This window comes from Nonomuraea terrae (assembly GCF_044465245.1).
GTDB classification, from domain to species: Bacteria; Actinomycetota; Actinomycetes; order Streptosporangiales; family Streptosporangiaceae; genus Nonomuraea; species Nonomuraea terrae.
Genome location: NZ_JBITLL010000004.1, coordinates 268,193 through 293,731, shown reverse-complemented (window position 1 = coordinate 293,731; position 25,539 = coordinate 268,193). Strand labels below are relative to the sequence as shown.

Below are 25,539 nucleotides of genomic sequence, written 5' to 3'. Positions count from 1 at the left end.
ACGCGTCTGAACTCTACGAGCCCGGATGCCACAACGGTACCGACCATTGACCTGAGATCGAGCGCACCTTGGTTCAGGCGTCGCGCAGGCGCAGCGCTATGAACCGGGTGGGTCAGTGGCCGCCGGATGAGGCCCGCCCGGCGAGCATGACCGGCGTCCGGCGGAAACCGCCCGGCGACGTCCCGTACTCGCGACGGAACGCGGCCGAGAAGGCGAACTCCGTGGAGTATCCGACCTGCCGCGCGATCGATGCGAGGGGCGCGTCGGACTCGCGCAGGAGGATCGCGGCGCGGCCCAGGCGCCACATGGTCAGGTACTTCATCGGCGGCACTCCGACCACCGTCGCGAAGCGGCGGGAGAACGCCGTGCGCGGAAGGCCCACGCTCATGCTCAGCTGGTCCACCGTCCATGGCCGCCGCGGGTCCTCATGGATCGCGCCAAGCGCGGCGGCGATCTCGGGGTCGTCGTCCCACGGCCAGTCGGGCCCGTCGTGCTCGTCGTGCCACTGACGCAGCACCTCCACCAGAACGAGGTCGAGCAGCGCGGGCACCGTCGCGCCCGTGCCCGGCTCCCTTCCGGTCACGTCCGCGGCCAGGAGGTCGACCAGCGCGCGCAGTCGCGGGCTGCGCTCGTAGTCCGGCGACACCGCGATGAGGTCCGGCAGCGCGCGGAGGTACTGCGGCGCCATACCGTGCTCGAGCCGGTAGGCGCCGCACAGGAACTCGAAGTCGGCCGGGCCCTGCTCCGGCGGGAACGGCCCCAACTCCATCTCCGGCAGGTCCGCCAGGGCCCGCGGCGTCACGACCAGGCCGTGCGCAGCGCCGGAGGAGCTGAGCACGACGTCGCCCGGCCCCAGCCTGACCGGCTCGTCGTGCTCGGTGATCAGCCAGCACGTGCCGCGGCGGACGATGTGGAAACCGCTGCCGGTGAACGCGGAAAACCGGATGCCCCGCCGGTCGGTCTGTCTGATCAGCCGGGCGCCCGCGCTGCCCACGCGCACGGTGCGAATCACCTCGCTGATCAGATCCATGCCAGCCATGCTAGTTGGAGGCGCGCACAGCCGCGTATGGACCCGCGCCGCCCGCGTATGGCCGAAGGCGCGCGAGGAGTGGTTGGGTCGACGCCATGATGGACGATGCTGCAATGACGAGCGACATCCTGCGCGCTCATGCCGAGAAGACCGAACAGAACGATCGGCTCGCGCCGGAATGCCTCGACGTCTTGCGGGAGGCCGGCGACTTCGCGTTGCGCACGCCGCGGGAGCAGGGTGGCGCCTGGGCGAGCACGGAGGCTGTCGCCCGGCGCCTCACCGCGCTGGGACGGGCCTGCCCGTCATCGGCATGGGTCGTCGGCACATGTGTGACAGCGAAGAACCTCGCGTCCGCGTGCTTCTCCCGTACCGAAGGGGTGTTCACCGACGCCAACCTCCTCTTCTGCGGTTCCGGCCTGCCCGGCGCCCAGGGAACCCGCGCCGCCGACGGAGTGCGGGTGAACGGCCGATGGCCGAACGTCTCCGGGTGCGAGGACGCGGCTTTGGCCTCCCTCGCGGTGCTGATCGATGGCGCGCTCTCGTTCATCGTGGTGCCGGTGGCGGAACTGACCATTGACCGGACGTGGCAGATGGCCGGGATGCGCGGGACGGGCAGCCACACGCTCGTCGCCGAGAACCTGCTGGTGCCCGCCGAACGAGTCGTGGGCGCGGCCCCGGCGATGTTCAGCCCCAACGACCAGATGTTGTACGCGATGACGGTGCTCGGCCCGGTGCTCGGCGGCGCGCAGGGCGCCCTCGACGTGACGAACGCGATGTTCGCCTCCGGCCGCAAGCCGTTCATGACCGCCTACACGCGGATGGGGGAGTCGCCGGGCGCGCGGCACTGGCTCGCTGAGGCGGCGCACCTGGTGGAGCGGGCCGAGCAGACCATGCTTGTCATCGCGAAGGAAACCGATGTCCGTGAACTGTCCGATGTGGACCTGCCCCGGTTGCGCATGGCGCTCGCGGACGCCGCGCGGGACTGCCGCGCGGCCGTCGAGCTGCTGCTGGACCTGAACGGCGCGAGCGGCTTCCGCACGAGCAACGCGCTGCAGCGGTTCTGGCGGGACGTCGCCGTCGGCAGCCGCCACCCGCATCTCAACCCGTACCTCGGGGTCGAGCGGTACGGGACCGCGCTGGCCGACGTCGCCGAGGGGTGACCGTGGTGGTCCCGTGAAAGGGCCATGTAGAGGAAGTCCTCCCAGGTGCGGACGTAGGTGATATCGCCGACCAGCTTGAGGCCTGGACGGGCGGCCGTGAAGTCACGGCCGACCAGGTCAGGGATGCCACGGAAGTCGCCTGCGGCGGTGGTGGCCGGCCGGAACGCCCGTACCTGCGCCGGGGGCCAGATCCTGGTCGCGCATCAGGGCGCGGACCAGTTCGGCCGAGCAGTGCTCACCCCGACGGGCCAGGGCGGCGTGCACCCGCCGGTAGCCGTAGGTCCCGTGCGAGCTGGCAAAGACCTCGGCGACCAGCACGGCCGGCAGCGCCCGGCGGTGCAGACCATCCACGGCAGCTGCTCATCCTCACACTCACTCAACGGCAATCATCACCGTATGGATGCGGGCAATCTCTTTCTGTTATGCCCTCTGAGTGGGCGTTTATTTGAGTGGATTGCGGGCTTATGTCCGCACAGGTGCTTCGCCAGGTTTTAGTTGCCTCGTCCGTTATGCGCTTGCTGAGGTTGTTGATCGATGCGATGTGGATCATGGCTTGAGAGCTGGAGGCTAAGGTCTCATAATCGCGAGTTAATCGGCGGTATACCATGAGCCGGCCCAGGCTGCGTTCGACGACTCAGCGGCGTTTGACGATGTGGAATCCGCGGGTGTCGGGTTTCTGGAGACGGCTTTGACGTCGATGCCTAATCGGGCCCCGTGTTCGATTACGGCGTTTTTGAAGCCGGTGTCGACCCAGGTTTTGGATATCGCGGGTAGGCGTTTTTTGTGTGGTTGAGTAGTGGTGTTCCGATGATGTTGTCGGAGAGGCTGGCGGCGCTGACGGTGACGGCGAGGATGAGGCCGAGGGTGTCGGTGACGATGCCTCGCTTGCGGCTCGGCCTTGCGGCCTTCCTTGACGCTGGCCAGGCCGGTGAGGTCGTAGTTGTGTTGAGCGAAGATTCCCTCATCGCGCCAGGCCGCGTAGCAGGCGTAGGCGGTGTTGTGCGAGGGGAAGTCGTGGGGCAGGTATTCCAGGCGATTCCTGTGCGGTTGACGTAGAGGATCGCGTTGAAGATTTCCCGTAGTTCGACCGAGGCTGGTTGGCCGGTGGGCCGGCGGTCGAGTCGGGCCTGCCGCCCGGCGGTTAGGGTGGGCTCGATCAGGGCCCAGCGGGCGTCGGATATATCGCTGGGGTACGGTTTCCGCTCGCTCATAGCGGAACTGTTGCTCCAAACATGTGATCGGTAGTGACCCCGACCGGTAGGGTTTCTGTCACATTTTTGGGCGAGACGGAATTAGAGTGTCATATAATAATCAAAAGGGTGCTCGCAACGGCGACGACAGCCGCTCGAATTTATGCTTATAGAGCGAAGTCTCCCATATACATACGACCGCATAGCCGTCATATGCTAACCAACCATTCGCAGGGTTATGACCTGGGCGGATGTAATCATCGGCAGACGCCCGGCGCTTACGTACGTGCGCGGGCTACATGGACGTGCCGGCATCGTGCTCACCGCCGGCACGTCCCGCGGCCCCAACGCAGCTAAATCGAGCACTTGAGCAGCGCCTCGGTCACCTCGTCAGGGTGCGTCAGCATGGACTGGTGGCCGCCGGGCACCATCAGGGGCGTCAGGCCGATCCTGGCGGCCAGTTCGTCGCCTGGGCGGGCCAGGGCGCGGTCATTCTCGCTGAGGACGTACGCCACAGGCAGACCCAGGGTCGTCACGTCGTCCACGTCGAGCGCCTGCAGGAAGTACGCGCCCGGCTGCGGCACGAGAAGCTCGTGGAACAGCCGCTGTGCCGCCTCGGGCAGCTCCGGCACCAGCATCGGGACCTGCTCGAACGTGACGGAGACGCTGCCGTCGGGCGAGGAGTCGATCGCCGCCCGGAGGATGGCAGCGTAGTCCGGGTTCTCGTCGATCAACGGCACACCGCGAGCCGGGACGAGGGCGTTGAAGTACACGATCGCGGCGAGCCGGTGAGCGATCCGATGGGCGGCTCCGGTGATCGGGTAGCCGCCCCAGCTGTGGCCGACCAGCACCACGTCACGCAGGTCGCGCCGCTCGATCTCGCCTGCGACGTAGTTCACCGCGTCCGAAAGGCGAAGGTCGGTATGGGGATCGCCGTCCGCCAGGCCGGGCAGGGTGAGCGTCACCGCGTCGTGGCCCGCGATACGCAGGCGCCGCGCTACCGCTTGCCAGGACCAGCCCCCCTGCCAGGCGCCGGGAACGAGAACGAACGTCGTCGAGGTGTCGGACATGAGAAAATCTTGCCTTTCGGTTGTGTCGCTATCAGCAACACGATCCGGTGGCACGTTGAAAAGTTCGCTGCCACGCCAAGATTTTTTCAGGCTGCCCGATGGATCAGCCGCACCCGGCGCACCCGGCCGGCGTCGTAGGACAGCAGCCAGCACATGTACGGCGCACACCCCGGCCCGGCCTCGGGCGGGCTGAACACGTCGGTCTCCCACACCACGACGTCGGCGCTCGCGGCCACGCCGGTGACCCGCTGCCGAGTCCCGGCTGACGTGCGGTCGTCCACCACCCGCACCAGGTGCTCGATTCCGCGCGTCCGGCGGCCGTTCGCCCAGGCGATGTCCACGTCGGGCCACCAGCGTTCTCGCAGCAACGCCCCGAACGTGCCATGATGCCCGGCCGCGACGGCCTCCTCCGCATCCCGGCGGCGTGCCGCCGTCAGCGCGCCCATGTCATCGTGAGCGCTGTGCCGCATCGTCAGCAGCGTACGGGAAAGGATGCCCCGCGCCTCGTGCAGTCGGCGGCGGACAGTGCCGACCGGAATACCACAGGCGGCCGCGATCTCGTCGTAACGGGTGACCGAGGAGAAGTACCGCAGGAGGGTCACCGTGCGCAAGGGCGGTGACAGCAGCCCGACGGCGTGCCATACCCAGTCGCGCTGCGCGTGCTGCTCCAGCACCTCCTGCGGATCGGCGGCCGGATCGGCGACCGGCGGTAGATCGCCGACCGGGATCGCCTTCGTGGTGGCCAACCGCTTCAGGCACAAGTTGCGGACGATCATTTTCAGCCAAGGCCCGACGGCGACCGGATCGCGCACGTCGCCGATCCGGGCGAGCGCGGTCAGCGACGCGTCCTGTACGGCGTCCTCGCTCTCGCCCGGATCCCGCAGCACGCTCAACGCCACCGCCAGCATGCCGCCACGATGCCGCGCCAGCAGCGAGCCCAGGGCAGCCGCATCACCAGACTGGGCGAGCACCACCAGCTCACCATCGACCAGTTCGTCGAACGTCAACACCGCCCGGGAAGTACGCACGTCGCCACCCTGCCACACCCCCGGGTCCAGCCGAGAGGCGGGTAAAACCGGCCATGAGTGGGGGTATCACTCCAGGGGCTCTGCCATCGAGGTGACTCGCGATGGCCACGCCCCTTGGGCCGTTCATATCCATATGCTCCAGTCCTCGACCGTCACCTCCCGCGCGGAGGACCGGGTGACCATGTCGGTGATCGAGCGGACGTTCCCGCCGGCCACCGTGGCTTGGGCAGCGAGACGGCCATCGACCAGCAGGTCGTACACGCCGTCCGCCGGGGGCGGGAAGCCCTGGTAGACCCGCTTGGTGGGCAGGGTGTCCAGTTCGATGGTGGTGGCCCAGGTGCGGAACACCAGCCGCACGCCGGAGGGCTGGGCCTCGGCCACGGCCAGTTGGTCGTCAGGGATCTGGCGGCGAGCCCGAGTGGGCAGGCGATGCGGCAGCAGGCCGTGCGCGGTCGGCTCCAGGTCGAGGAAACCGCGTAGGATGTCCGCGGTGACAGGTGTGGTGATCCAGTCGTGCACAGTGCTCATTGCCTCAGCCTGTTGATCAGGATCTTCAGGATTGTTCGGTTGCGCCGGTGCGCGCGGCGGACCGCCTCCGGTGGTGCGGCTCCTGCTGGTCAAGGGGTGGTCCGGTTCCGTAGCAGAGCATCGAGGGAATCCACGATCCAGGCCCAGGATTCCTGCGAATTGACGGCGGTGTGGCTGAAGCCTCCAGCCATCTCCAGGCTGACGTAGCCGTGGAAGACGCTGCCCGGCATCCGGACCGCGTGGGTCTGGTCCGGTCAGGTTGTAGCTGCGCAGGATCGCCCGCGTCATCTGTGCGTGCCGAACGCCGGCACTGGCGGCGGCCGTCTCGGGGTCGAGCCTGAGCCGGGCGGCGGCGTAGCGACCGGGGTGCTCCCGGGCGTAGTCGCGGTAGGCGTCCGCGAAGGACCGCATCGCGTCGTCCCGCGGCCTCACCAACGAAGACTTCGCAGTCCTCGATCAATGGCTGCGGGCCACTTGAGGCTCCCTGCGGTGATCCACAAGAATTGACAATTGCTCCCTCCGGTGCGACCCCGAAGGGAAAGAGGGTGATCCCTTTGCGGCGTCATCGCGCCGCCGTCCGGGCTCAGGTCGCCTGCATCCGACGGGGCTGCGCCCCGGGACGGCGTCCCGTCCTGAGCGGTCTCGTACTGAGCGCCGCAAGGCCACCGATGCGTTCGAGGCGCCACTGCCGGCATCGTGGCCTAGTTGGTCTGGGTCTCGATGCCCGAGGCGCTCAGCGGGCCCGCAGCCCGTTCAGTACAACATCGAGGTAGTGGCGGCCGACTGCGGCTTGCTCCTGCGGATCGATGGCTGGATGCATCCTGGCTGAGAAGGCGATTCCACAGATCAATGGCGTCATGTCGGCGAGCGTGATGCCGGGCGCCAGCCGCCCTGCGGCCCTGGCCCGTTCGAATAGTTCAGTGAACAACGAGGACAACTGATCGAGCAGATGCGCTGTGCCAGGTAGGGCGGCCGTGGGTGCGGCCAGTACGGGGGACAGGGCGGCGTCACTTAGTTGCGCGTCTACGATCTTGACCAGGAAATCGCGAAAGGCCGTCCAAGGGTCGTCCTGCTCCCCGGCCCGTTCGGCGGCCTGGATCAGCGCCTCCAGTCCGTCCACCGCCACCGCCTCGATCAACGCCTGAGGCGTTGGGAAGTGCCGGTACACCGTGGCGACGCCAACGCCGGCCGCGCGGGCCACCTCGTTCAGCTGAATCGGGGTGCCGTCCGCGACCAGCTTCCGGCCGATCTCGATGATTCGCTGACGGTTGCGTGCTGCGTCCTTACGGAGCGGGGGAGCGGTCACTTCTCCAGCATAAACGGATAGCAGCTCCACTTGCCCCGCCTGGGTCCGAAGCCTCCGGGCGGTCGGCCCGGACAATGAAGCGGATGACTCATCCGGTTGGTGTTAAGGTGAGGCAACCGGATGAATCATCCGTTTCACTGCCCGTTCGGTTCTGGAGAGAACATGAAGATCCTCATCACCGGGGGTACCGGCTACTTGGGCTCGGTGCTCGTCGAACACGTCCTCGCAGCAGGCCACGAAGTAGTGGCGCTGACCCGGTCCCCGGAATCAGCAGCGAAAGCGACCCAGGCGGGCGCGCGTCCTCTGCTCGGCAGCCTGACCGACACCGCGCTCCTGGAAAGGGCTGCAACACAAGCCGATGCCGTGGTGCACACCGCAGTCGACTATGCAGGCGGCGATGATGCGGTCACGGCAGAAGCCGCTGCTGTGGAGGCGCTGACCCGTGGGGCGGGAAAGGCGGGTACCGGCAAACCGTTCATCTACACCAGCACGAACCTGGTCTACGGGCTCGACCCTGCCCATTCCCGCGACGAAGACGCAGAACTGCCGGAGCCGGGTCTGCTGCCGTCCAAGCTCGTCGGCGAGCGCTTGGTGCGCGAGGCGGCGGGCCTGAACGGCATCATCATCCGCGCGAGTCTGGTCTACGGTCGAGGCGGCACCATGCTGCTGACCAGTCTGATCGGCGCCGCGACCCGCTCGGGCGCTGCCACCTACATCGGCTCCGGCGACAACGAGTGGACCCCGGTGCACGCGGACGATCTCGCCCGCCTGTACCTGAGGGCCCTGGAGCATCCGGTGGCGGGCATCTACAACGCGTCCGGACCGCAGCCGTTCACCTTCCGCGAACTTGCCGAGGCGATCGCGGATCTGACCGGAACCACCGCGACCTCGATCACCGCCGAACAGGCCGAGAGCGCCATGGGGCCGATGGCCGCGCTGCTTCAATCGTCGGCGCGCACACCCTCCCGGAAGGCGCACGAGACGTTCGGGTGGAGCACGAGCGGTCCCGCCCTGCTGGACGACGTGCGCTCCGGCTCCTACCAGGTTGTGAACCCGTGAGCCCCAGCCTGGTCAGCCACGCCATTGTCGGTCTGCTGCGTGTAACAGGAGTGAAGAAGCGCCAGTTCAAGCCCAGCCGATTCCTTACCGAAGTGGCCAACCCGTCCCCGCCGCGGCTGCCGGGTGTCACGGTCCGGCGGGAGGAGTTCGAAGGCTGGCCGGTCTATCGGCTGACGCCGGTCAATCCGGTGAAGCACTACGCCCTCTACATCCACGGCGGCGCCTGGGCCGCCCCCATCACCACGCACCACTGGCGCCTGGCCGCCCGGATCGCCGTTGGATCCGGCCGCGAAGTCGCTCTGCCCCTCTACCCGCGCCTGCCCGCCGCTACCCACGCCGACGTCCTTCCGGTCATGCTGGGCCTGTTTCAGCACGTCCAGAAACAGGGACCGACCGCTCTGATCGGCGATTCAGCGGGCGCGAACATCGCTCTGTCCGTGCTCCAGGCCCTGACCCCGCAAGGCGAGCGCCCGGATATCACCGTTCTCATCTCACCTGCCCTCGACCTGACCTTCACCAATCCGAAGATCGCCGACATCACACCACATGACCCGTTGCTGAATGTCGAGCACATCCGAGTTCTCGCGGTCCGCTGGGCAGCCCCAGCCGACCCTTCAAACCCTCAGACCAGTCCTCTGAACGGCCACCTGGACCACCTCGGACTCGTCCACGTGTACGCCGGGACTCGCGACGTTCTCTTTCCCGACGCCGTTCTGCTCCGGGACCGGAGCGAAAACATGGCCGGAACCGATCTTCACCTGCACATCGGCGAGGGAATGATCCATGACTGGCCGATCATGCCGACCCCGGAGGGCCGTCGGACGGCCGGAGACGTCATCGCCCTTCTGCGAGGCGCGCGTACCGAGCGGCCCGGCCGGCCCAATTCGGATCCCACCAGGACACATGAGCAGCTCGCATCGGAGACAAGCGACTTCGTGGACCGGAGGGGGCAGCAGTCGAACAGCGTGCTCTTCCCTCAGCCGCGCCCGAGCCGCACAGACCGCCGCAGACCCGGCTACCCGGGCGGTGACGGCCGCCTTTGAGGTGCCCGCACGCGTTGCCGCGGGGTTCTGTGCTCATCGAGCCGACGACTGCTGCTTTGGTGGCTGTTGTCGTTCCGCATCTGAGGCGGCGTTTTCGCTGGTCAGGAGCAGAGGCGGTGATTCGGTGGGAGTGGTGGCGTGTCGTGTCGTCGCTCCTCGGGAGGTTGCAGATGCCGTCGGTCGTCGGGCTGCTGGAACAGCACGAGCTCGCTGCTCGCCGTCGAGTCGACGGGTTGCGTGAGGAAGCCGATCGCATCCAGGCCGAACTGGCCGCGGCCGAGCAGGAATGGCAGGAGTGGGCGATCGCCCGCAGACGGGTGGGCACCGTCCTGGCTCCGGACAGCGGCAACATCGCTGCGGTCGTGCCGGTCAGCGGTGAGGGCCCGGGACTGTTCTGAACCACCTGGCCTTCCGAATCGAGGCCGCCACCACCGTCGACAAGCTGACCATCGACGCAGCCCAGCACGGCTGGAGCCTGATGTTCCCCGAGCTCCACCCGCACGCCGGCGGCACGCAGCACTAAGCGGCCTACCTGGAGAACACCGACGGCTTCGAGGTCGAGCTTGTCGCAACCAACCCACCCCAGAACGGCGCCAACCACATGGCGATGAGCCGGCGGATCTCCACAGGGCGGCGTGGCAGTGGGCGCTGGCGAGCCGGCAGCCAGATGGTGCGCTCCTCTCGGAGGGCAATTGCTCAGCAATTCGAGCGAAGCCCCCGCTGGGGCCGGTGGATCAAGAAGATCGGCCAGTCAGGCCGACTCGGGTTGCAGATCAACGGTGCCGATCTGTCCTCCCTTGGAGGCAGAGAGGAATGCCCTTGAAGTTCAGCGTCTTCCGAAGTGCGCACCATCCGGCACTGGATCGGAGATCATAGAGAAGAGGGTCCCGGATGGGCTCAAGTGCCTTGAAGGCCTTGAGCCCTTCCGATCTTCAGTCCTGTTGGTAGGGCCGTTGGCTGTGCACCGTGATGTTCATGAATCGGCTGCGCTGTCCTTGGCACGTCACCGTCGCAGTGCATGGGGGTGCGTGACGGTGCGGCTCGAACCGCAGCCCGAACTATTCCTGAAGGCACGGGGCAGACGTCGTAGCGGTATCGCGAGGTCTACCGAGACGGGACCATCCCCGCGCAAGCGGGGCCGACCGCGTGCGAGATGTCGGCCCAGGGATGCATTGCACCATCCCCGCAGGCGCGGGGCCGGCTCACGGTAGCGGCGAACCATCACCGGCCAGCGGAACCATCCCCGAAGGCGGGCCGACACCTTGCGCCGGGAGGGCAACAAGTTCGGCTGCGGACCGTCGGAGCGGCACAACCTGCTGAGGAGTTCGCTGCCCAGGTGCCCAATGGCATGGCTGGGATGGCTCCACTGGAGAGACGTCCCGCTACGGGGACAGTTCAGCGCGGTGGGATCAGAGTCCGGTGGAGGTCCTCCCTGAGGCGTTCCTTCAAGGTGATCGGGTCGCGCGAGCTCTACGACCAGTGGTGGGAGCTGCAACGCCGGCGTGCCGCCGACCCCGCGGTGCCGATGAAGCCGCAGGCGGTGACGTGCGCGCTGAGCGAGGTCATCCCCGATGGGGCGATCCTCACCGGCGACGCCGGGACGGTCAGCTCGTGGGGGTCGCGGGTGATGCTGCGCCGCGGCATGCAGTTCTCCTTCTCCGGCACGTTGTGCTCGATGGGGTCGGCGCTGCCGTACGCGATGGGTGCCCAGATCGCCTACCCCGACCGGCCGGTCGTCGCGTTCGTCGGCGACGGCGGCCTGGCGATGTGCCTGGGGGAGCTGGCCACGCTCGCGCAGCACCGCCTGCCGGTCAAGGTCGTCGTCCTGCGCAACGACACGCTCGGCCTGGAGGTGTGGGAGCAGAACGCCTACCTGGGCAACCCGCAGTACGCGTGCGACCTGTCGCCGATCGACTTCGTCAAGGTCGCCGAGGGCTGCGGTCTGAAAGGGTTCCACGTGCAGGAGGCCGGCCAGGTGCGCGACGTGCTCGCGCGGGCGCTCGCGCACGACGGGCCGGCGCTGGTCGAATGCGTGGACCCGCACGAGCCGCCCTTCGGCGAGACCGTCACACCGGCCCAGGTCGCCAAGATGGTCCAGGCCTACGAACGAGGGGAGAGGGCCGCGAGCCCCATGGCTGCCAACCTGCTCGCACCAGGCCGCCCTCCGCTCTCCCCAGGCGTCGACCAGCACGCTGAGGACATCGGCAGATACATCCGCGGCTGACATCGGTGCTCTACGGAACCTTCCACCACCCCGCATGACCGAGACCAGATCCGCCGGCATGGTGACCAGTCCTGGCCCACACGGTGTGCTCCATGACGAGCTCGCCAAGGCGCTCAAGGCACAGCCGGACGAAGACCGTGAGCTCCGGAGCTCGGTACGGGGTGAGCAATAGGGATGTGGAAAGCGGTTCAGCACGGCGCCGCGCGACGTTCCTGGTCGCGCAGCCACTGGTGGGGACATGAATATGACAAGCTGGCTGCTGGACCTCATATCAAGACCGAACGTTCTTTCTTGGAAGGAATGACAACCTGCGGCGCAAGTTGTCAGGACCGAACGTTCTACCCCTAGAATCGTGGTATGCCCAGCCCATCCGAAGGCCGGCCGTCCGAAGCGCGGTCCCGGCTGCTCAACACGGCCACCCGGCTCTTCTACGCGGAGGGCATCCACGCCGTCGGCATCGATCGCATCGTCGCGGAAGCGCAGGTGACGCGGGCCACCCTCTACCGGCACTTCCCCGGCAAGGAAGACCTCGTCCTCGCCTACTTGAACGAGGTCGACCGAGCCATGAGGGGTCAGGCGGACGAGGTCGTCGCCGCCGGACTGCCGCCCGCCGACACCGTCCGGGCCCTCGGCGAGTCCATCGCCCAAGGCATCCAGTCCCCCGGCTTCCGGGGATGCGCCTTCCTCAACGCCGCCGCCGAGTATCCCGATCCAGAGTCACCGGTGCACAAGACCGTGCTCGGCCACCGCCAATGGTTCTTGGAGACCGTCACCGAACTGCTGGCCAAGATCCAGGAGACAGGCGCCGAGCCCGCCGCCCGCCACTTCGTGATGATGCGCGACGGCGCCATGGCCGCCGGCTGCCTGTTCGACCCGGCGCTGATCTGCGAAACCTTCCTGCACGGAGTCGGGAGGCTCGTACAGGTTTATGCCGCCACCGACTACGACGGGTTGCCGTAGCAAATCGGCGGAATTCGATCTGCCGGGCGATCGCATTCCGACCCCGATGACAGTGTGGAGGGCGCCGTGACCTACTCGGCGTAGGCACCAGCCGGCCGCGGGAACCAGGGCATGGCGTAGACCTCGTCGCCGGGCGCGAGCGTGGTGACACCGAAGCCGACCTCCACGACGCCGGAGACGTCCCAGCCCAGGATCAGCGGCAGCTTCTGCAGCCCGGCCATGCCCTGGCCCGCGCGGGTCTTCCAGTCCACCGGGTTGATCCCGGCGGCGCGCACCCGCACCAGCACCTCGGTCGGCAGCGGCTCGGGCCGGGCCACCTGCTCGGCTCTCAGAACCTCGGGTCCGCCGAATTCCTAGATGGTGACGGCACGCATGGTGTGCACACTCATGATTCCTCGCTCAGGTCTGTTTCAGGTGATCTCGCCGGGCCGAGCCCGGCGAGATCACTTTGTCGCGTGGTTACGGCGACGAGTGAGATCCAGCCATGCCCCATCATGTTGCCGTTCTCGCCCTCGACGGAGTTCTGCCCCTGGATCGGGGCATCCCGGCCCGGGTGTTCAACGAGGCGTGCACCCCGGACGGGACGCGTCTCTACTCGGTGAGCACCTTCTCGCTCGGAGGCCGGCCGGTCCGCACGCACGAGGACTTCCAGCTCCTCGTCGACCACGACGAGGAGCTGCTGTGGACCGCGGACACCGTCGTGATCGCCATCCTGGAGCCCAGCGAAGACCTGCTCGCGACGGGGACGCTGCCGGGCGACCTCGCCGCGGTACTGGATCGGATCCGGCCGCAGACCCGCATCGTGAGCCTGTGCACCTCGGCCTTCCTGCTCGCGGCGGCCGGCCTGCTCAACGGCCGGCGGGCCACCACCCACTGGGCGCTGTGCGACACGTTCGCGCGACTGTTCCCCGATGTTGAGGTTGACCCGAATGTGCTCTTCGTCGACAACGGGCGCATCCTGACCTCCGCCGGCGGAGCGGCCGGCATCGACCTGTGCCTTTACCTGGTCCGCCTGGATCATGGAGCGACGGTCGCGGCCGCCGCCGCCCGCCGGTGCGTGGCGGCACCGGGACGCGAGGGCGGACAGGCCCAGTTCACCGAGCACCTGGTCCCTCAGGACACCGACCGTTCCACCTCGGCGACCCGGCAGTGGGCACTGGAACGGCTGGCCGAGCCGATAACGCTGCAGGACATGGCCGGGCACGCGCACATGAGCGTGCGCACCTTCACCCGCCGGTTCCGCAGTGAGGCGGGCATCAGCCCGCTCAAGTGGCCGGCCCAGCGCCGGCTGGCACACGCACGCCTGCTCCTGGAGTCCACCGACCTGACCATCGCGCGCATCGCCACCGTCTGCGGCTTCGGCGACCCGGTCGCACTGCGCAAACAGTTCTACGCCCACGTGGGCCTGTCCCCGATGGCCTACCGCCGGGCGCACAACGCACCAGAGCCGGCGACAGCGCAGTGACCAAGCGCGCCGCGGTTTGCGGCGGGACCAGCACTGAGCCGGCTGTCAGCGGCCGTAGGCTTCCAGCAGCCGCAGCCAGACCTCGCTGACGGTGGGAAAGGCGGGGACCGCGTGCCACAGCCGGTCCAGCGGAACCTCTCCCGCCACGGCAATCGTCGCCGCGTGCAACAGCTCCGCGACGTCCGGGCCGGCGAGCGTGAAACCGACGATCACCTTCCGGTCCTCGTCGACGACCATGCGGGCGTGGCCCCGGTATCCCTCGGCCTGCAGACCGGCCCCGGCAACGGCGCCCAGGTCGTAGTCGACGGCCCGGATCCGCAGCCCGGCGGCCTCGGCGGCCGCCGCGGTCAGCCCCACCGAGGCGATCTCCGGTTCGGTGAACACCACCTGGGGAACCGCACGCTCGTCGGCCGTCGCCGCGTGCCGCCCCCACCGGCCGTCCTCGACCGTTTCCCCCTTTGCGCGCGCAACGATGACGTCACCCATGGCGCGTGCCTGGTACTTGCCCTGGTGGGTCAGCAGAACGCGCCGGTTGACGTCGCCGGCGGCATACAGCCACCCGTCGCCGATCGGCGCCCCGTCGTCCCCGAGGACCCGCAGAGTGTCGTCGACCGTGAGCCAGGCGCCCGGGGTCAGGCCGACGGTGTCCAGCCCGATGTCCTGGGTGTTCGGTGTGCGCCCGATCGCGACGAGCAGTTCGTCGGCTTCGACCCGCTCGCCGTCGGTGAGCGTGAGATGTACCGTTCCGCCGTCGTCACGCTTCACGGATCCGGCCTCCGCGCCGAGCCGGACGGAGACACCCGCGTCCCGCAGGGACTCGACGACCCGCTCGCCGGCGAACGGTTCCGCGAGCGGCAGCACACCGTCGCGGGCCAGCATCGTCACCGAGGCTCCGAGAGCGGCGAACGCGGTGGCCATCTCCGACGCCACCACGCCACCGCCGATGATGGAGAGCCTGCGGGGGATCGCGGTCGCGGCGACCGCCTCACGGCTCGTCCACGGCGCCGCCTCGCGCAGACCGGCGATGTCCGGGACCAGCGCGCCGCTTCCTGTCGCGATGACGACGGCGTGCCGCGCGGTCAGCGAGGTCTTGACGGCGTTCTCACCGGTGACCTCGACGGTCCGGGCGGACCTGATCCGCCCTTGCCCGCGGTACAGCGGAATCCCCGCCTGCTCGAGCCAGGCGACCTGCCCGTCGTCCTTCCAGTGCGAGGCGAAGGCGTCGCGACGGCGGAGGACGGCGGCCACCTCCAGGTCACCCGTCACGGCCTCACGCGCGCCGGGCACCTGGCCGGCCGCCCGGAGCGCCGCCGCGCTGCGCAGCAGCGCCTTGGTCGGCATGCAGGCCCAGTAGGAGCACTCGCCTCCGACCAGCTCCCGCTCGACGATGGCCGCGCTCAGGCCGCCCTGCACCACCCGGTCGGCGACGTTCTCCCCGACCGGGCCCGCGCCGATGACGATGACGTCGTACGTCGTGACGTCCATGTCAGTTCTCCTTGGCGGCGCGGCCGAGGCGCAGCGCCGAGACGAGGAAGAAGATGCCGCCGAGGACCGCGTAACCGGCCACGTTGGCCATCGACGCGTTCGGCGCGGAGGCTCCCAAGACGAACGACCCGCCGGCCAGCACGGAGATGCCCCCGCTGAGGATCATCGGCCACTGGCCGCCCATCTTGCGACGGGCGACGCCCACGATCAGCTGGACGATCCCCGAGACGATCGCCCAGACACCCCACACGAGCAGGGCCCCGGAAACACCGGAGGCGGTGCCGCCGATGGCCAGGCCGATGGCGGCGAGAAGGCTGATGGCGATGTTCACGTAGAGTCCGAGAGCCGGTCCTGTGGCGCGGGACGCGCGAGCGTCCACGATCGCCGCGGCGACGTCGAACAAGGGGTAGATGACGACCAGGGCGATACCGAGCGGCCCGAGTTGCCCCTTGGTGACGAACATCAAGCCCGCCCAGACGATGGCGAAGGCGAAGCGCACGAAGTAGAGCCGGCGCAGCGCCGATGCGATCCTGCCTGCGGCGGGTGAGTCAAGGGTGGTCACGATGATCCTTTCGATGGTGTGGCGCAAGGCGGCCATGGTCGCGGCGGGCCACTGACACTTCCCAGTGAGACCGAACGTTCTATGCAGGATCAGCATCGCAACGAAGCGTCAAGCTGTCAAGACAGAACGTTCTATCTATTATGCGGGAACCATCGAGCGCGGCGATCCGGGAGCCGGTCGCCCGGCACTTCGTGATGCTGCGCGACGGCCGGCTACCTGTTCGACCCGGCGCTTCTTTGGAGGGCGAAGTTACGCCCAGCTCCGGTAGTCGTCGGCCGGAAGGGGATGGTCGACGGGGGACGACGCGGGAGTTGACCGGGTCAGGCAGCCCGGGCAGAACAGCTGCCGGAAGACAACCTCCGCGTCGACGTACTCCGACGGTCGTGCCAGATGTGCGGCCCCGCTTCGGCCGGGGCCGAATCGTGGCGAGCCGGCCCCGCGACGAACGCGCCACCGGCCAGCGGTCCGATCCCACGTGCCGCAGCGGAGGCAACGACCGTCCCGCCTTCCGGCGATTCCAGGACGGCGAGGTTGTCGTCGCGCCGTCGGGCACCGGTCGGGTCCGGCGATCCGATCGGCGGCAGCCGGGTGCCTGACAGGCCGGCACCGGATGCGCGCCGGAGCCGGAGCTTCTCCCGGGTCTTGCCGGGCGCGACGACGTCCACGTCGCCGTCGTCCCTGGGCACGACACCGTAGACGTCCCGCGCGGCCTCCACCGAGACCCGGGCCTGCCGCACGTCTTCGCGCACGTTCCCGGCTGGGCGGAGCGGCGGGTCGCCGTACCCGCCGCCCGCCTGCCAATGCAGGGTAGAGCGCGTCGCCGGGGCCCAGATCCGACTCCCGCTCACAGGGCAGCACCTCGATCTCGTCGCCGAGCTGGCCCAGGCCGGCGGGGATGGTGACCGCCAGGGCGAGCTGGGGCAGGTCGATGCCGCGTACCATCAGGTCGAGCTGGGAGTTGCCCGGGTAGCCGCCGGCCAGGCCGACGTTCTGGTTCGCGACCTTGCCGGTCCCGGACACGACCAGCGACATCGTCCCCTTCCGATCCGGGTGCTGGACGTAGCAGGCCGAGCCGCTCATCCTGCCGCGCTGCCGGCCCGGCCCGCCGGAGTCGGTCTGCTCCCGGCGCCGCAGAGCGACGAGAGGGTAGAGGTGCTCGGTCATCTGGACGTCAGGCGCCCGCTCGGAGGGGATGATGAGCCGGCCGCCGGTGTCCACGCCGTCGTGGTACACCTGGGCTCCGTAGCCGCTGGCCATGACGTCGAAGAGGGGCGACACGAAGCTCTTGCCTCCGGCGCCACTGCCCCAGGCCGGGCTGAGGGGTTCACCTCAGCCCGGCCACCGGTGTCACGCGACGGTCGCGTCCACGGTCACCGGGATGTTGCCGCGGGTCGCGTTGGAGTATGGGCAGATCGCGTGGGCGGCCTCGACGAGCTTGTCGGCCGCCGCCTGCTCCACGCCGGACAGTTCGACGTGCAGTGCGGCGCTGAGAGTGAACCCGCCTTCCGGCGTCGAGTGCACCTGCACCTCGGCGATGACCGCGGAATCGGCGATCTGGGTCTTCTGCTGTGCCGCGACGGCCTTGAGCGCCGAGTGGAAGCACGAGGCCCAGCCCGCCGCGAACAACTGCTCGGGGTTGGTCGCGCCACCGGGGCCACCCATTTCCTTCGGGATCGCCAGGGAGACGTCGAGCAGGCCGTCGTTGGTCCTCGCCTGCCCTCCCGCCCTGCCGTCACCGGTGGAGGTGGCAATGCCGACGTAAAGAGGTTCGCTCATGGTATTACGGCTCCTTTGCAAGACCGAACGTTCTACCCACATCATGACGCCAGGCAACGTGCTCGTCAAGACCGAACGTTCTATCCGCTAATGTCGTACCAGTGATTCTGGCAAACCCCTCAGACAGGAAAGGTCCCAGCATGTCCGTGACTCCTCTGCCCTCCGTCCTTTCCCTGGATCTGAACGACGATCCGGCCGCCACCCTGGAAGCCGCGGCCTGGGCGCTGGCGGCACTGATCGCCACCCTGGACGACACCGCCACGAAGCCGCCGGCCGACGTCCTGGCGGCCGACCCGCAGCGCACCGCCGTACTGGAAGCGGCCGGGCTGGTACAGCGGGACGGGGACAAGCTGGTTCTGCACCCGTCGTACCAGTACCCCGACGGCCCGACGAACCGCAGCGCGGCGCAGGCACGCCTGAGTTCGCTGCGCCAGGCGGTGGCGGCGGCCGCGGGGGACCCAGGCCAGACCGGCGGCTGGGCGGACCAGGACGACGAGGTGCTACGTAACCAGGGCCGCGCGTCCGCAGGCACCGGCCGCGCCATCGCCGGCAAGGTCGTCCCCGCCCTGCCCGGTCTGACGGACCGGCTGGACGCGCAGGGCAGCCGCATCCTGGACGTCGGCACCGGCATCGCGGCTCTGGCGCTGGCCCTGGCGGAGGCGTTCCCCCGCGCCGAGGTCGTCGGCATTGACGTCATGGAGCGCGTGCTGGGACTGGCGCGCGAGGACCTGGCCGAGGCCGGCACCGAGGCCTCCGGCCGCGTCACCCTGCGCCACGCCGACGTCGTGGACGTGGCGGAACAAGCCGCCTACGACCTGGTCTGGCTCCCCGCCCCCTTCCTGGCGGAGGCCGCCTTGACCCAGGCCCTGCCGCGGCTGGCCGAGGCTCTGAAGCCGGGCGCCTGGATCGTCGTGGGCACCAACCCGGCAACCATCGCCCCCTTGCGCCGGGCCGTCGCCGACTGGCACGCCGTACGCAACGGCGGCAACACCTACGACGCGGACCGGATGACGAAGACTCTCACCGCGTACGGCCTGCGGAACGTACGGCAGTTCCCCACGGTGCCGGGCGGGCCCGTGCTGGTCGCGGCACAACGCATCGGTGGCGACTCATAGGCGGGAACCAGGCCGTTATGCCGTCGTGGAGGGCCGGCGCACGGATGCGTGACAGGCCGAGCGCATCCATCTGGATTTCCTGGGAACGGCGTGCCGGCCCGCCTTCGTCCTAGGCCGCCGCCTGGACGTCCTGGCCCACAACCGGCTCGCCGGACGCCTGATCACCGACTTCCGTGCCCTGCCCGCGGCCGAGCGCAACCAAGCGCGCTTCGTCTTCCTCGACCCGCACGCGCGCGAGCTGTACGCAAACTGGCCGCGGTCGCCGCCGACACGGCCCCCATGCTCCGCCGCGACGCCGGCCGCCACCCCGATGATCCCGCTTGTCGGCGACCTGTCCATCCACGGCGATGAATTCCGCCGCTACTGGGCCGACAACAAGGTCCACCAGCGCGCCACCGGCAGCAAGGACTACCACCATCCCCTCCTCGGCGACGTCGCCATCACCTACCAGGCCCTCACCCCCGCCGACGACTCCGACCAGACGCTGTTCGTCTACGACGCCGAACCCGGCAGCCCGTCCGAGACCGCGCTGCACCTGCCGGCCCAATAAAACGAGGCGGCCGCCGACGACGACCGCCTCTCCAAGAACACCGCTACCAGCGGTTCCAGTGACTGAACTTCCTGTCATCGGCCCGCGGGGCGGGCTTGAAGTCGGTGCCGATCGTGTAGGCGATGGGGGTCAGCGCGACCTGGACGGTGTTGTCGAACGGGATGCCGAGCAGGTCGGCCATCTCGCGCTCATAGGTGAGGTGAGCGACGGTCCACGCCGTTCCCAGTCCGCGTTCGCGCGCGGCGAGCATGAAACTCCAGGCTGCCGGAATGACCGAGCCCCAGTTGTGCGCCTGCCCGCGGATCGAGTCGAGTTCCGCGCGGCGAGCGACCCGCACCACCGGGATCATCAGCACCGGTACCTCATGTAGATGCTCGACCAGGTGGCCGAGGCTGCCCCGAATCCGTCGCCACTCCGACGAAGCGAAGCTCATCCGGGTCGGAAGGGGCGCGGAGTCGTGCTCGTCGGGAGCGCCCGCCATGAGCCCGGCGCGCCAGATGTCGGCCGCCCTTGCCTTCATCGCCGGGTCGTCGATGAAGAAGAAGTCCCATTGCTGTTGGTTGCGGCCGGTCGGCGCCTGGGTGGCGACCTTCACGGCTTCCTGGATCAGCTCCCGCGGAACGGGACGCGTCAGGTCGAGGCGCTTGCGAACCGCGCGCGTGGTGGTGAGGACCTCATCGGCAGTGAGCCCGAGGGCCGGGTAGGCCGGGCTACTGTTGTTCACTGTGTTGCTCCTGATCGGTAGAGGAACGAAGGCCGCACGCCGGTCAGCGTGGTGGATCGGGTTCCGGCCGCCAGAGTGAGTGCTCCCTCATCGCCCACTCCCGTGCGACCGATCCGGTGCGCATGCCCCGGCGGGCCTCGGGATCGCCCATGGCCCTGCCGATGTGGCCGGCGAGAACGATGCCGAGGGCGAGGGCCAGCCAGTCGTGTACGAACGTCGCCCCCGTGCGCCACCCCAGCGGGATGAGCTGGGCGAACCACATCATCAGCCCGGTACCGAGCATGACGAGCGTGGCACCGGCGGCCCAGGCGGCGAACAGCTTCTGCCCGGCGTTGTACTTGTGCGCGGGACGGGACTCCGGGCGCTTGTCCCGGCGCAGGACCGCGCGCAGCCAGCGGCGGTCGTGCGGGCCGAAGCGGTTCAGCAGGGTCAGGTCGGCGCGCAGCGCCCGGGAGCCGAGAGCGGCCAGGACGGGGATCGGGAGAGCGAGGCCGGACCACTGGTGCAGGGCGACCACGAGGGCACGGCGGCCGACGAGCTGGGCGAACGCAGGCAGGTACAGCAAGGCCGCCGTGAGCACGCACACGCCCATCAGCACGGCCGTCGCGCGGTGGGCCCAGCGCTCGCCCCCGCTGAATCGCCGCAGGCGCGTGGCGGTCGGCGGAGGATCAGGTCGTCGGCTCATCGTCGCGTCCGTTTGATCGGCCCACCCAGGCGTCGATGTCGTAGCCACGCGCCTCCCAGTAGCCCGGTTCCACGTCCTCCGTGACGGTGATGCCGGAGAGCCACTTGGCGGATTTGTAGAAGTACATGGGCGCCACATAGAGACGGACGGGGCCGCCGTGGGAGTGACCGAGGTCCTCGTCCCGCATCCGCAGGGCGATCAGGATGTCCGCGCGGCACGCCTGTTCGAGGGTGAGGCTCTCCGTGTAGGCGCCGTCGAAGCAGGTGAAGCGCACCGCACCGGCCGAGGGGTGCGTCCCCGCGGCGTCCAGTAGCCGGGACAGGGGCACCCCTTCGAACGGGGTCCCCGGGACCCGCCACCCGGTGACGCACTGAACGTCGCGCACCATGCGGGTCTGGGGCAGCGCCCTGAGATCGGCCAGGGTGTACGTCGCCGGCCGGTCCACCAGGCCGTCAACGGTGAGCCGGTACGTCCCGGCGCCCTTGCGCGGGACGGACGAGGTGACCGAGTAGTAGCGAAAGCCGCCGCCGTTCGGCAGCAGACCTGTCAAACCGGTCGGGTCCTGCTCGGCGGCACCACTGAGAAACGCCTCCATGCCGCGCTGCAGCCCGGGAGCGGCGAAGACGCCGAGCGCGCCCAGCCCGAGCGTGCCGAGGAATATCCGCCGCCCCACGGGAGCGCCCCGCTCCTCGGGCAGTTCAGAGTTCACGTGTTCATCTCCCGCGGTCCGGGTCGGGTTTCGACGGTTGCCAAGTGCTCAGCGTTGTCCGGCCGGCTCGCTGGAGCGGCACACAGAGCGGGTGGCCACATTGAGCGCCTGGCGATGGAGCGGGTCCAGCCGTTCCAGCGCCGCCCCCGATCGGATGGCCAGGGCCAGCTGCGCCGCACAGCCGACGGGCTTGTCCCGCAGTCGCTCGGTCTTCTTGAGCTCGTGAAGCAGGTCCGTGGTCAGTCGGTCGAACCGCACGCGGATCTGGCCGAGGTCGGGGCGCGTCGTGGGCGCTTCCTCCGGGTGAGCGGTCCAGCGAGCGAACAATCCCTTCTGTACGACCTTGCTGGCGGTGATCTGGTCCCGGAAGAACGCCACTGCCACGTCCGGATCCACCCCGACGGCGTCGGCCTGCGTCCGGACCTGCTGCAGTACCTGTTCCTCGCGCACAGGGTCTTCGATGGGTGAGTCGGTGCCGAACTTGGACGCCGCCACGTCATCACTCACACGAACACGCTCGATCATGATGTCCGTCAGAGGGCCGAGCCTGCCAAGTGGCTTGGTCGTCTTGACCGTGCTGCTGACGGCGTTCGTATGGGCACCTGTGGCCATGGCCTGAGGGGCGGTCAGTACTGTTGCGGCTCCCAGCAATCCGGTGATCACGGCGCAGCGCGTCATCCTGTTTCGCGGGTTCACTTGTTCACCTTGGTTTCGTGTACGCAGGGAGTGGAACGGGCCGTTCCCCGGGATCAGGACTTGGCCGGCAGGGGGGTCGCACGAAAGACGTCGTCCGGATCGAAGCGGCGTTTCAGGGTGAGCAGCCGCTCGGTGTTCGGACCGTAGGCGTGTGCGATCTGTGCGACCTCGTCATTCCCGATCAGGTTGGGGTAGCCGCCCGGCAGCGCGTCGGGCTCGAGGGCGCTGATCAGGTCGGCGGCCCAGGCGCGGTGGTCCGCTGCACGGGTGTCGCCAGGTTCCCAGAGGGCGATGATCTCGATCATGAGGTGCGGGTCGCGGTTGCCGAATGCCGTGTCCGTCACGGGTACTCGTGCTGCGGCTCCGTGCAGGCTGTGCACGGATACGGCTGAATGAGGTGAGGTCAGGGTGGAGCCCGCGAGGCTCAGCATGTCACGCACTCCCGACGTCAGTGACCGTACCGAACGAGGGCGGATCTCGACGTGCCGGCCGAAGGGGAACTGCGCGTCGATGGCCGCGAGCATCTCGGGCATGGTGGTGGGGGCGATCCGGGAGATGAGCGGCGTGCCGAGGGTGTCGAGCCGGGCCAGCGCGCGTTCTCCCGCCGCGGCGTCGTCGCCGCTCCAGGTCGGCGAGAGAAACACCACGGGCTTGCCGTCGGGGCCGGACAGGACGCCGAACTGCACGGTCAACTCGTCCGCGTTTTCAGCCAGGACGTCCGACAACCCGGCCAGTACGGTCCCGGCCTGGTCCCACGGGAACAGCACCATGCCGGCCAGCAGCGTCGGCACGGCGTGCAGACGCACGCGCATCGAGGTGACGAGACCGAAGTTCCCGCCGCCGCCGCGCAGTGCCCAGAACAGGTCCGGCTCCCGTTCGGCCTCGGCAGTGACGACGGAGCCGTCGGCGAGCACCACGTCAGCGGACAACAGATTGTCCAGGGCGAGTCCGAAGCGACCGCTGAGCGGTCCGTAGCCGCCGCCGAGTGTCAGGCCCGCCATACCCACGGAGCCGGCGGAGCCGGTCGCGGCGGTCAGGCCAAAGGGCTGGGTGGCGCGGACGAGATCGGCGGCAGTGGCCCCACCGGATACCTCGGCGACCGCTGCCACCGGGTCCACCGTCACCCGGCGCAGGCCGGAAAGATCAATGGTCAGGCCGCCGTCGCTCAGTGACCTTCCGGCCCAGTCGTGGCCGCCGCCGCGCACTGCAAGGGGTACCCCGGATTCCCGCGCGGCCAGCACGGCAGCCCGGGCCTCGGCCGGGTCGGCGCAGCGAACGACGACGCCGGGGCGGGCGGACACGGCGCCGTTCCAGATGGTTCGGCCGGCGTCGTAGTCCGGCCCGCTGGTGGCCACTCGTCCCGCGCGGATGGTCTGCCGCAGGGTGTCGGTCAGACGACCGAGTTGTCGGTGTGTCGTCGTGGACATGGCACCTCTATCTTGAGGATCTTGACAGAACGTGTGAGCGACTGCCCCTCGTCGGCCACTGCCGGCAGCCCGCTGCGGCATCGGCAGGCGAGGTGGTCAGGCACGGATGCGTTTCACCGGGTGCTGCGGGCAGCGTCCTCGATCACGCGCGTGACCGTGTCGGGACGGCTGATCATCACAGCGTGGGAGGCATTGACTTCCTCGGTGCGCGCACCGGCCCGCTTGGACATGAAGCGCTGGACGTCGGGAGCGATAGCGTGGTCCTGGCGGGTGATCAGGCTCCAGGAAGGAATGGTGCGGAACGCTTCCTCCACGCCGGCGTCCGAGACCGCTTTGGTGTTGGCGGGGCGCTGGGCCGCTGCCAGATTGGCGGCTGTGGTCTTGTCGACGTCGCCGGCGAAGACTTCCCGGAAGTGGTCCGGATCGATGGACACCTCCGCACCGTCCGGGACGGCGGTCGAGATCAGCGGGATGGCCAGTGCGGACCTGGCAGCCAGATCGCCCACCGTCTCACCCTTCGCCGGGATGAAACCGGCGATGTAAACCAGGGCTTTGACATCGGGATCCGAAGCGGCGGAGTTGGTGATCACGGCACCCCCGTAGGAGTGGCCGACCAGCACCATGGGGCCGTCGATCGTGGACAGGTAGCTGCGAACGTAGGCCGTGTCGCTGGTGAGCCCCTGCAGGGGATTGGCGATGGCGCGCACCGGATAGCCGTCCTTGCGCAGTCGCTCCATCACCGACGACCAGCTGGAGGAATCCGCCCACGCTCCATGGACGATGACGACGGTCGGCTTCCGGGAAACAGCAGCGGAAGAAGATCCTTCACTGGTCGCCATCGCCACACCCGGAGCGGTGGTGGCACCGAACAGAGCAAGGGTGCCGGCGGCGAGCGCAACACGACCGGGGATGCGCATTCGCATGCTGTGGCCTTTCGGTTCAATGGTGGCTTCAAGGTGTAGAGGTCTGAACGCTGTCCAGCGTGGGCCTGGACGCCGTCGTCTCGCTCGTGAGTCCCGCCCCCTGGTGATCGGCCCGGCTCGACAAAGCGGCTGCAACGTTCCTGCGGCATGTCTCGGCCTGCCCAAGGAGAACGTTCGGTCTTATCATTGGGCATGCCCAACGAGCTGTCAAGACAGAACGTTCTACCTCGTTTGTTGCCGGCCTAACGGCATGAGCCCGACCCAGAAGGCGGCAGCGCCTCCGAAGCGCGAGCACGGCCGCTCAGCACGGCGACCAGGATTTTCTACGCAGAAGGCATCCACTCCGTCGGCAGCGACCGGATCACCGCTGAGGCGAAGGTGACCCGGGCCACGCTCTACCGCCACTTCACGGGCAAGGAAGACCTTCTCCTCGCCTACCTCGACCAAGCCGACGAAACCAAGCCGACGAAGAGGTCCGCGGGCAGGTCGGCGCCGCCCAGGCGAGCGGCCCGTCAGCTATCGGCAAAGTTCAGGCCGTCGCCGAATCCATCACCCAAGGCATGCCGGCCCCTGGTTTCCGCGGCTCGCCCACCGCCGATGGTTCCTCGAAACCGTCACGGAACTGCTGGCCAAGATCCGCGAGACAGGCGCCGAGCCCGCAGCCCACCACTTCGTGATGATGTGCGACGGCGCCATGGCCGCGGCTGCCTGTTCGACCCGGCGCTGATCTGCGAGACCTTCCTGCGCGGAACCGCCACTGACGGCATCGGACCGGCGGGGCCTGAAGACGCCATCAACGCACCTACACGTTGACCGGCTCTGTC

The 25,539-nt window shown here is 68.8% G+C and carries 25 protein-coding genes and 5 pseudogenes; 10 read left to right on the top strand and 20 right to left on the bottom strand.

The features are described 5' to 3' along the window. Positions 1-112: 112 nt before the first annotated feature. The gene (locus ACIBP6_RS19635) at positions 113-1,030 is read right to left on the bottom strand and encodes an AraC family transcriptional regulator (protein WP_397053954.1); all 918 of its coding nucleotides are present in this window, start codon (positions 1,028-1,030) and stop codon (positions 113-115) included. A gap of 14 nt (positions 1,031-1,044) precedes the next feature. On the opposite strand from ACIBP6_RS19635, the gene ACIBP6_RS19630 reads away from it, so the two are divergent. Further along, positions 1,045-2,190, top strand: a complete 1,146-nt coding sequence (locus tag ACIBP6_RS19630) for a hypothetical protein (RefSeq protein WP_397053952.1) — start codon at positions 1,045-1,047, stop codon at positions 2,188-2,190. 117 nt (positions 2,191-2,307) lie between these two features. On the opposite strand, the gene ACIBP6_RS19625 is transcribed toward ACIBP6_RS19630, so the two are convergent. From ACIBP6_RS19625 to ACIBP6_RS19595, 7 genes and pseudogenes are all read right to left on the bottom strand, one after another. Next, a complete protein-coding gene (locus ACIBP6_RS19625) occupies positions 2,308-2,541 on the bottom strand; it encodes an IS3 family transposase (protein WP_397053950.1) in 234 nt (77 codons plus the stop codon). Between the two features lie 121 nt (positions 2,542-2,662). Beyond that, positions 2,663-3,401, bottom strand: a pseudogene (locus ACIBP6_RS19620) (transposase); the annotation flags it as partial. Positions 3,402-3,733: 332 nt separating this feature from the next. Beyond that, positions 3,734-4,450 (bottom strand): alpha/beta fold hydrolase, encoded by a 717-nt coding sequence (locus ACIBP6_RS19615; protein WP_397053948.1) that lies wholly within the window; start codon positions 4,448-4,450, stop codon positions 3,734-3,736. Positions 4,451-4,536: 86 nt separating this feature from the next. Then, the gene (locus ACIBP6_RS19610) at positions 4,537-5,478 is read right to left on the bottom strand and encodes an RNA polymerase sigma factor (RefSeq protein WP_397053946.1); all 942 of its coding nucleotides are present in this window, start codon (positions 5,476-5,478) and stop codon (positions 4,537-4,539) included. A 174-nt stretch (positions 5,479-5,652) separates the two neighbouring features. Continuing rightward, positions 5,653-6,006: pseudogene (locus ACIBP6_RS19605) on the bottom strand (lipase); the annotation flags it as partial. Positions 6,007-6,095: 89 nt separating this feature from the next. Then, positions 6,096-6,405: pseudogene (locus ACIBP6_RS19600) on the bottom strand (TetR-like C-terminal domain-containing protein); the annotation flags it as partial. Positions 6,406-6,739: 334 nt separating this feature from the next. Beyond that, complete coding sequence (locus tag ACIBP6_RS19595; RefSeq protein ID WP_397053944.1) at positions 6,740-7,312, bottom strand: TetR/AcrR family transcriptional regulator; 573 nt, start codon at positions 7,310-7,312, stop codon at positions 6,740-6,742. Between the two features lie 162 nt (positions 7,313-7,474). Between ACIBP6_RS19595 and ACIBP6_RS19590 the strand changes: the two genes are divergently transcribed. The 5 genes from ACIBP6_RS19590 (at position 7,475) to ACIBP6_RS19570 (ending at position 12,598) form a co-directional block, all read left to right on the top strand. Next, positions 7,475-8,371 carry an NAD-dependent epimerase/dehydratase family protein gene (locus tag ACIBP6_RS19590; protein ID WP_397053942.1) on the top strand — a complete coding sequence of 299 codons (897 nt, stop codon included), beginning with the start codon at positions 7,475-7,477 and terminating at the stop codon, positions 8,369-8,371. Continuing rightward, the gene (locus ACIBP6_RS19585) at positions 8,368-9,414 is read left to right on the top strand and encodes an alpha/beta hydrolase fold domain-containing protein (protein WP_397053940.1); all 1,047 of its coding nucleotides are present in this window, start codon (positions 8,368-8,370) and stop codon (positions 9,412-9,414) included. The genes ACIBP6_RS19590 and ACIBP6_RS19585 overlap by 4 nt, the downstream gene beginning before the upstream one ends. A gap of 29 nt (positions 9,415-9,443) precedes the next feature. After that, on the top strand, positions 9,444-9,812 hold the full coding sequence (locus ACIBP6_RS19580; RefSeq protein WP_397053938.1) for a hypothetical protein: 369 nt from the start codon (positions 9,444-9,446) through the stop codon (positions 9,810-9,812). A gap of 1,052 nt (positions 9,813-10,864) precedes the next feature. Next, entirely contained in the window at positions 10,865-11,638 is a 774-nt protein-coding gene (locus ACIBP6_RS19575) for a thiamine pyrophosphate-dependent enzyme (RefSeq protein ID WP_397053936.1), read from the top strand. A 357-nt stretch (positions 11,639-11,995) separates the two neighbouring features. Next, positions 11,996-12,598: a TetR/AcrR family transcriptional regulator gene (locus ACIBP6_RS19570; RefSeq protein WP_397053934.1), complete on the top strand. Its 603-nt coding sequence runs from the start codon at positions 11,996-11,998 to the stop codon at positions 12,596-12,598. 71 nt (positions 12,599-12,669) lie between these two features. On the opposite strand, the gene ACIBP6_RS19565 is transcribed toward ACIBP6_RS19570, so the two are convergent. Then, positions 12,670-12,915, bottom strand: a complete 246-nt coding sequence (locus ACIBP6_RS19565) for an alcohol dehydrogenase catalytic domain-containing protein (protein ID WP_397053932.1) — start codon at positions 12,913-12,915, stop codon at positions 12,670-12,672. Between the two features lie 167 nt (positions 12,916-13,082). Between ACIBP6_RS19565 and ACIBP6_RS19560 the strand changes: the two genes are divergently transcribed. Continuing rightward, entirely contained in the window at positions 13,083-14,063 is a 981-nt protein-coding gene (locus ACIBP6_RS19560) for a GlxA family transcriptional regulator (RefSeq protein ID WP_397053930.1), read from the top strand. Between the two features lie 45 nt (positions 14,064-14,108). Here the strand turns inward: ACIBP6_RS19560 and ACIBP6_RS19555 are convergent, their stop codons facing one another. The 5 genes and pseudogenes from ACIBP6_RS19555 to ACIBP6_RS19535 all read right to left on the bottom strand — a co-directional run bounded on the left by ACIBP6_RS19555 (position 14,109) and on the right by ACIBP6_RS19535 (position 17,886). Further along, complete coding sequence (locus ACIBP6_RS19555) at positions 14,109-15,548, bottom strand: dihydrolipoyl dehydrogenase family protein (RefSeq protein ID WP_397053928.1); 1,440 nt, start codon at positions 15,546-15,548, stop codon at positions 14,109-14,111. 1 nt (position 15,549) lies between these two features. Beyond that, a complete protein-coding gene (locus tag ACIBP6_RS19550; protein ID WP_397053926.1) occupies positions 15,550-16,110 on the bottom strand; it encodes a hypothetical protein in 561 nt (186 codons plus the stop codon). Between the two features lie 320 nt (positions 16,111-16,430). Beyond that, the gene (locus ACIBP6_RS19545) at positions 16,431-16,859 is read right to left on the bottom strand and encodes a hypothetical protein (protein ID WP_397055394.1); all 429 of its coding nucleotides are present in this window, start codon (positions 16,857-16,859) and stop codon (positions 16,431-16,433) included. A 52-nt stretch (positions 16,860-16,911) separates the two neighbouring features. Further along, positions 16,912-17,367: pseudogene (locus tag ACIBP6_RS19540) on the bottom strand (hydantoinase B/oxoprolinase family protein); the annotation flags it as partial. 90 nt (positions 17,368-17,457) lie between these two features. Next, positions 17,458-17,886, bottom strand: coding sequence for an organic hydroperoxide resistance protein (locus tag ACIBP6_RS19535; RefSeq protein ID WP_397053924.1), 429 nt, complete (start codon positions 17,884-17,886; stop codon positions 17,458-17,460). A 140-nt stretch (positions 17,887-18,026) separates the two neighbouring features. Between ACIBP6_RS19535 and ACIBP6_RS19530 the strand changes: the two genes are divergently transcribed. Together ACIBP6_RS19530 and ACIBP6_RS19525 are read left to right on the top strand one after the other, a co-directional pair. Beyond that, on the top strand, positions 18,027-19,001 hold the full coding sequence (locus ACIBP6_RS19530) for a class I SAM-dependent methyltransferase (RefSeq protein WP_397053922.1): 975 nt from the start codon (positions 18,027-18,029) through the stop codon (positions 18,999-19,001). 64 nt (positions 19,002-19,065) lie between these two features. Further along, on the top strand, positions 19,066-19,551 hold the full coding sequence (locus ACIBP6_RS19525) for an MmyB family transcriptional regulator (protein WP_397055369.1): 486 nt from the start codon (positions 19,066-19,068) through the stop codon (positions 19,549-19,551). A 43-nt stretch (positions 19,552-19,594) separates the two neighbouring features. On the opposite strand, the gene ACIBP6_RS19520 is transcribed toward ACIBP6_RS19525, so the two are convergent. From ACIBP6_RS19520 to ACIBP6_RS19495, 6 genes are all read right to left on the bottom strand, one after another. Continuing rightward, complete coding sequence (locus ACIBP6_RS19520) at positions 19,595-20,275, bottom strand: nitroreductase family protein (protein ID WP_397053920.1); 681 nt, start codon at positions 20,273-20,275, stop codon at positions 19,595-19,597. 43 nt (positions 20,276-20,318) lie between these two features. Continuing rightward, positions 20,319-20,960: a cytochrome b/b6 domain-containing protein gene (locus ACIBP6_RS19515; protein WP_397053918.1), complete on the bottom strand. Its 642-nt coding sequence runs from the start codon at positions 20,958-20,960 to the stop codon at positions 20,319-20,321. Further along, positions 20,944-21,669 carry a molybdopterin-dependent oxidoreductase gene (locus tag ACIBP6_RS19510; RefSeq protein ID WP_397053916.1) on the bottom strand — a complete coding sequence of 242 codons (726 nt, stop codon included), beginning with the start codon at positions 21,667-21,669 and terminating at the stop codon, positions 20,944-20,946. Before ACIBP6_RS19510 ends, ACIBP6_RS19515 begins: the two co-directional genes overlap by 17 nt. Before the next feature lie 48 nt (positions 21,670-21,717). After that, positions 21,718-22,365, bottom strand: coding sequence for a chorismate mutase (locus ACIBP6_RS19505; RefSeq protein ID WP_397053914.1), 648 nt, complete (start codon positions 22,363-22,365; stop codon positions 21,718-21,720). A gap of 53 nt (positions 22,366-22,418) precedes the next feature. Continuing rightward, on the bottom strand, positions 22,419-23,792 hold the full coding sequence (locus ACIBP6_RS19500) for an FAD-binding oxidoreductase (RefSeq protein WP_397053912.1): 1,374 nt from the start codon (positions 23,790-23,792) through the stop codon (positions 22,419-22,421). A gap of 113 nt (positions 23,793-23,905) precedes the next feature. Continuing rightward, positions 23,906-24,715 (bottom strand): alpha/beta fold hydrolase, encoded by an 810-nt coding sequence (locus ACIBP6_RS19495; RefSeq protein WP_397053910.1) that lies wholly within the window; start codon positions 24,713-24,715, stop codon positions 23,906-23,908. Between the two features lie 312 nt (positions 24,716-25,027). On the opposite strand from ACIBP6_RS19495, the pseudogene ACIBP6_RS19490 reads away from it, so the two are divergent. Beyond that, a pseudogene (locus ACIBP6_RS19490) lies at positions 25,028-25,528 on the top strand (helix-turn-helix domain-containing protein); the annotation flags it as partial. Between the last annotated feature and the right edge of the window lie 11 nt (positions 25,529-25,539).

Bases quoted from the DNA above. Each gene is read 5' to 3' on its own strand.
- ACIBP6_RS19635 (WP_397053954.1), bottom strand. From the start codon at position 1,030: ATGGATCTGATCAGCGAGGTGATTCGCACCGTGCGCGTGGGCAGCGCG.
- ACIBP6_RS19615 (WP_397053948.1), bottom strand. From the start codon at position 4,450: ATGTCCGACACCTCGACGACGTTCGTTCTCGTTCCCGGCGCCTGGCAG.
- ACIBP6_RS19590 (WP_397053942.1), top strand. From the start codon at position 7,475: ATGAAGATCCTCATCACCGGGGGTACCGGCTACTTGGGCTCGGTGCTC.
- ACIBP6_RS19570 (WP_397053934.1), top strand. From the start codon at position 11,996: ATGCCCAGCCCATCCGAAGGCCGGCCGTCCGAAGCGCGGTCCCGGCTG.
- ACIBP6_RS19560 (WP_397053930.1), top strand. From the start codon at position 13,083: ATGCCCCATCATGTTGCCGTTCTCGCCCTCGACGGAGTTCTGCCCCTG.
- ACIBP6_RS19555 (WP_397053928.1), bottom strand. From the start codon at position 15,548: ATGGACGTCACGACGTACGACGTCATCGTCATCGGCGCGGGCCCGGTC.
- ACIBP6_RS19535 (WP_397053924.1), bottom strand. From the start codon at position 17,886: ATGAGCGAACCTCTTTACGTCGGCATTGCCACCTCCACCGGTGACGGC.
- ACIBP6_RS19530 (WP_397053922.1), top strand. From the start codon at position 18,027: ATGTCCGTGACTCCTCTGCCCTCCGTCCTTTCCCTGGATCTGAACGAC.
- ACIBP6_RS19515 (WP_397053918.1), bottom strand. From the start codon at position 20,960: ATGAGCCGACGACCTGATCCTCCGCCGACCGCCACGCGCCTGCGGCGA.
- ACIBP6_RS19500 (WP_397053912.1), bottom strand. From the start codon at position 23,792: ATGTCCACGACGACACACCGACAACTCGGTCGTCTGACCGACACCCTG.
- ACIBP6_RS19495 (WP_397053910.1), bottom strand. From the start codon at position 24,715: ATGCGAATGCGCATCCCCGGTCGTGTTGCGCTCGCCGCCGGCACCCTT.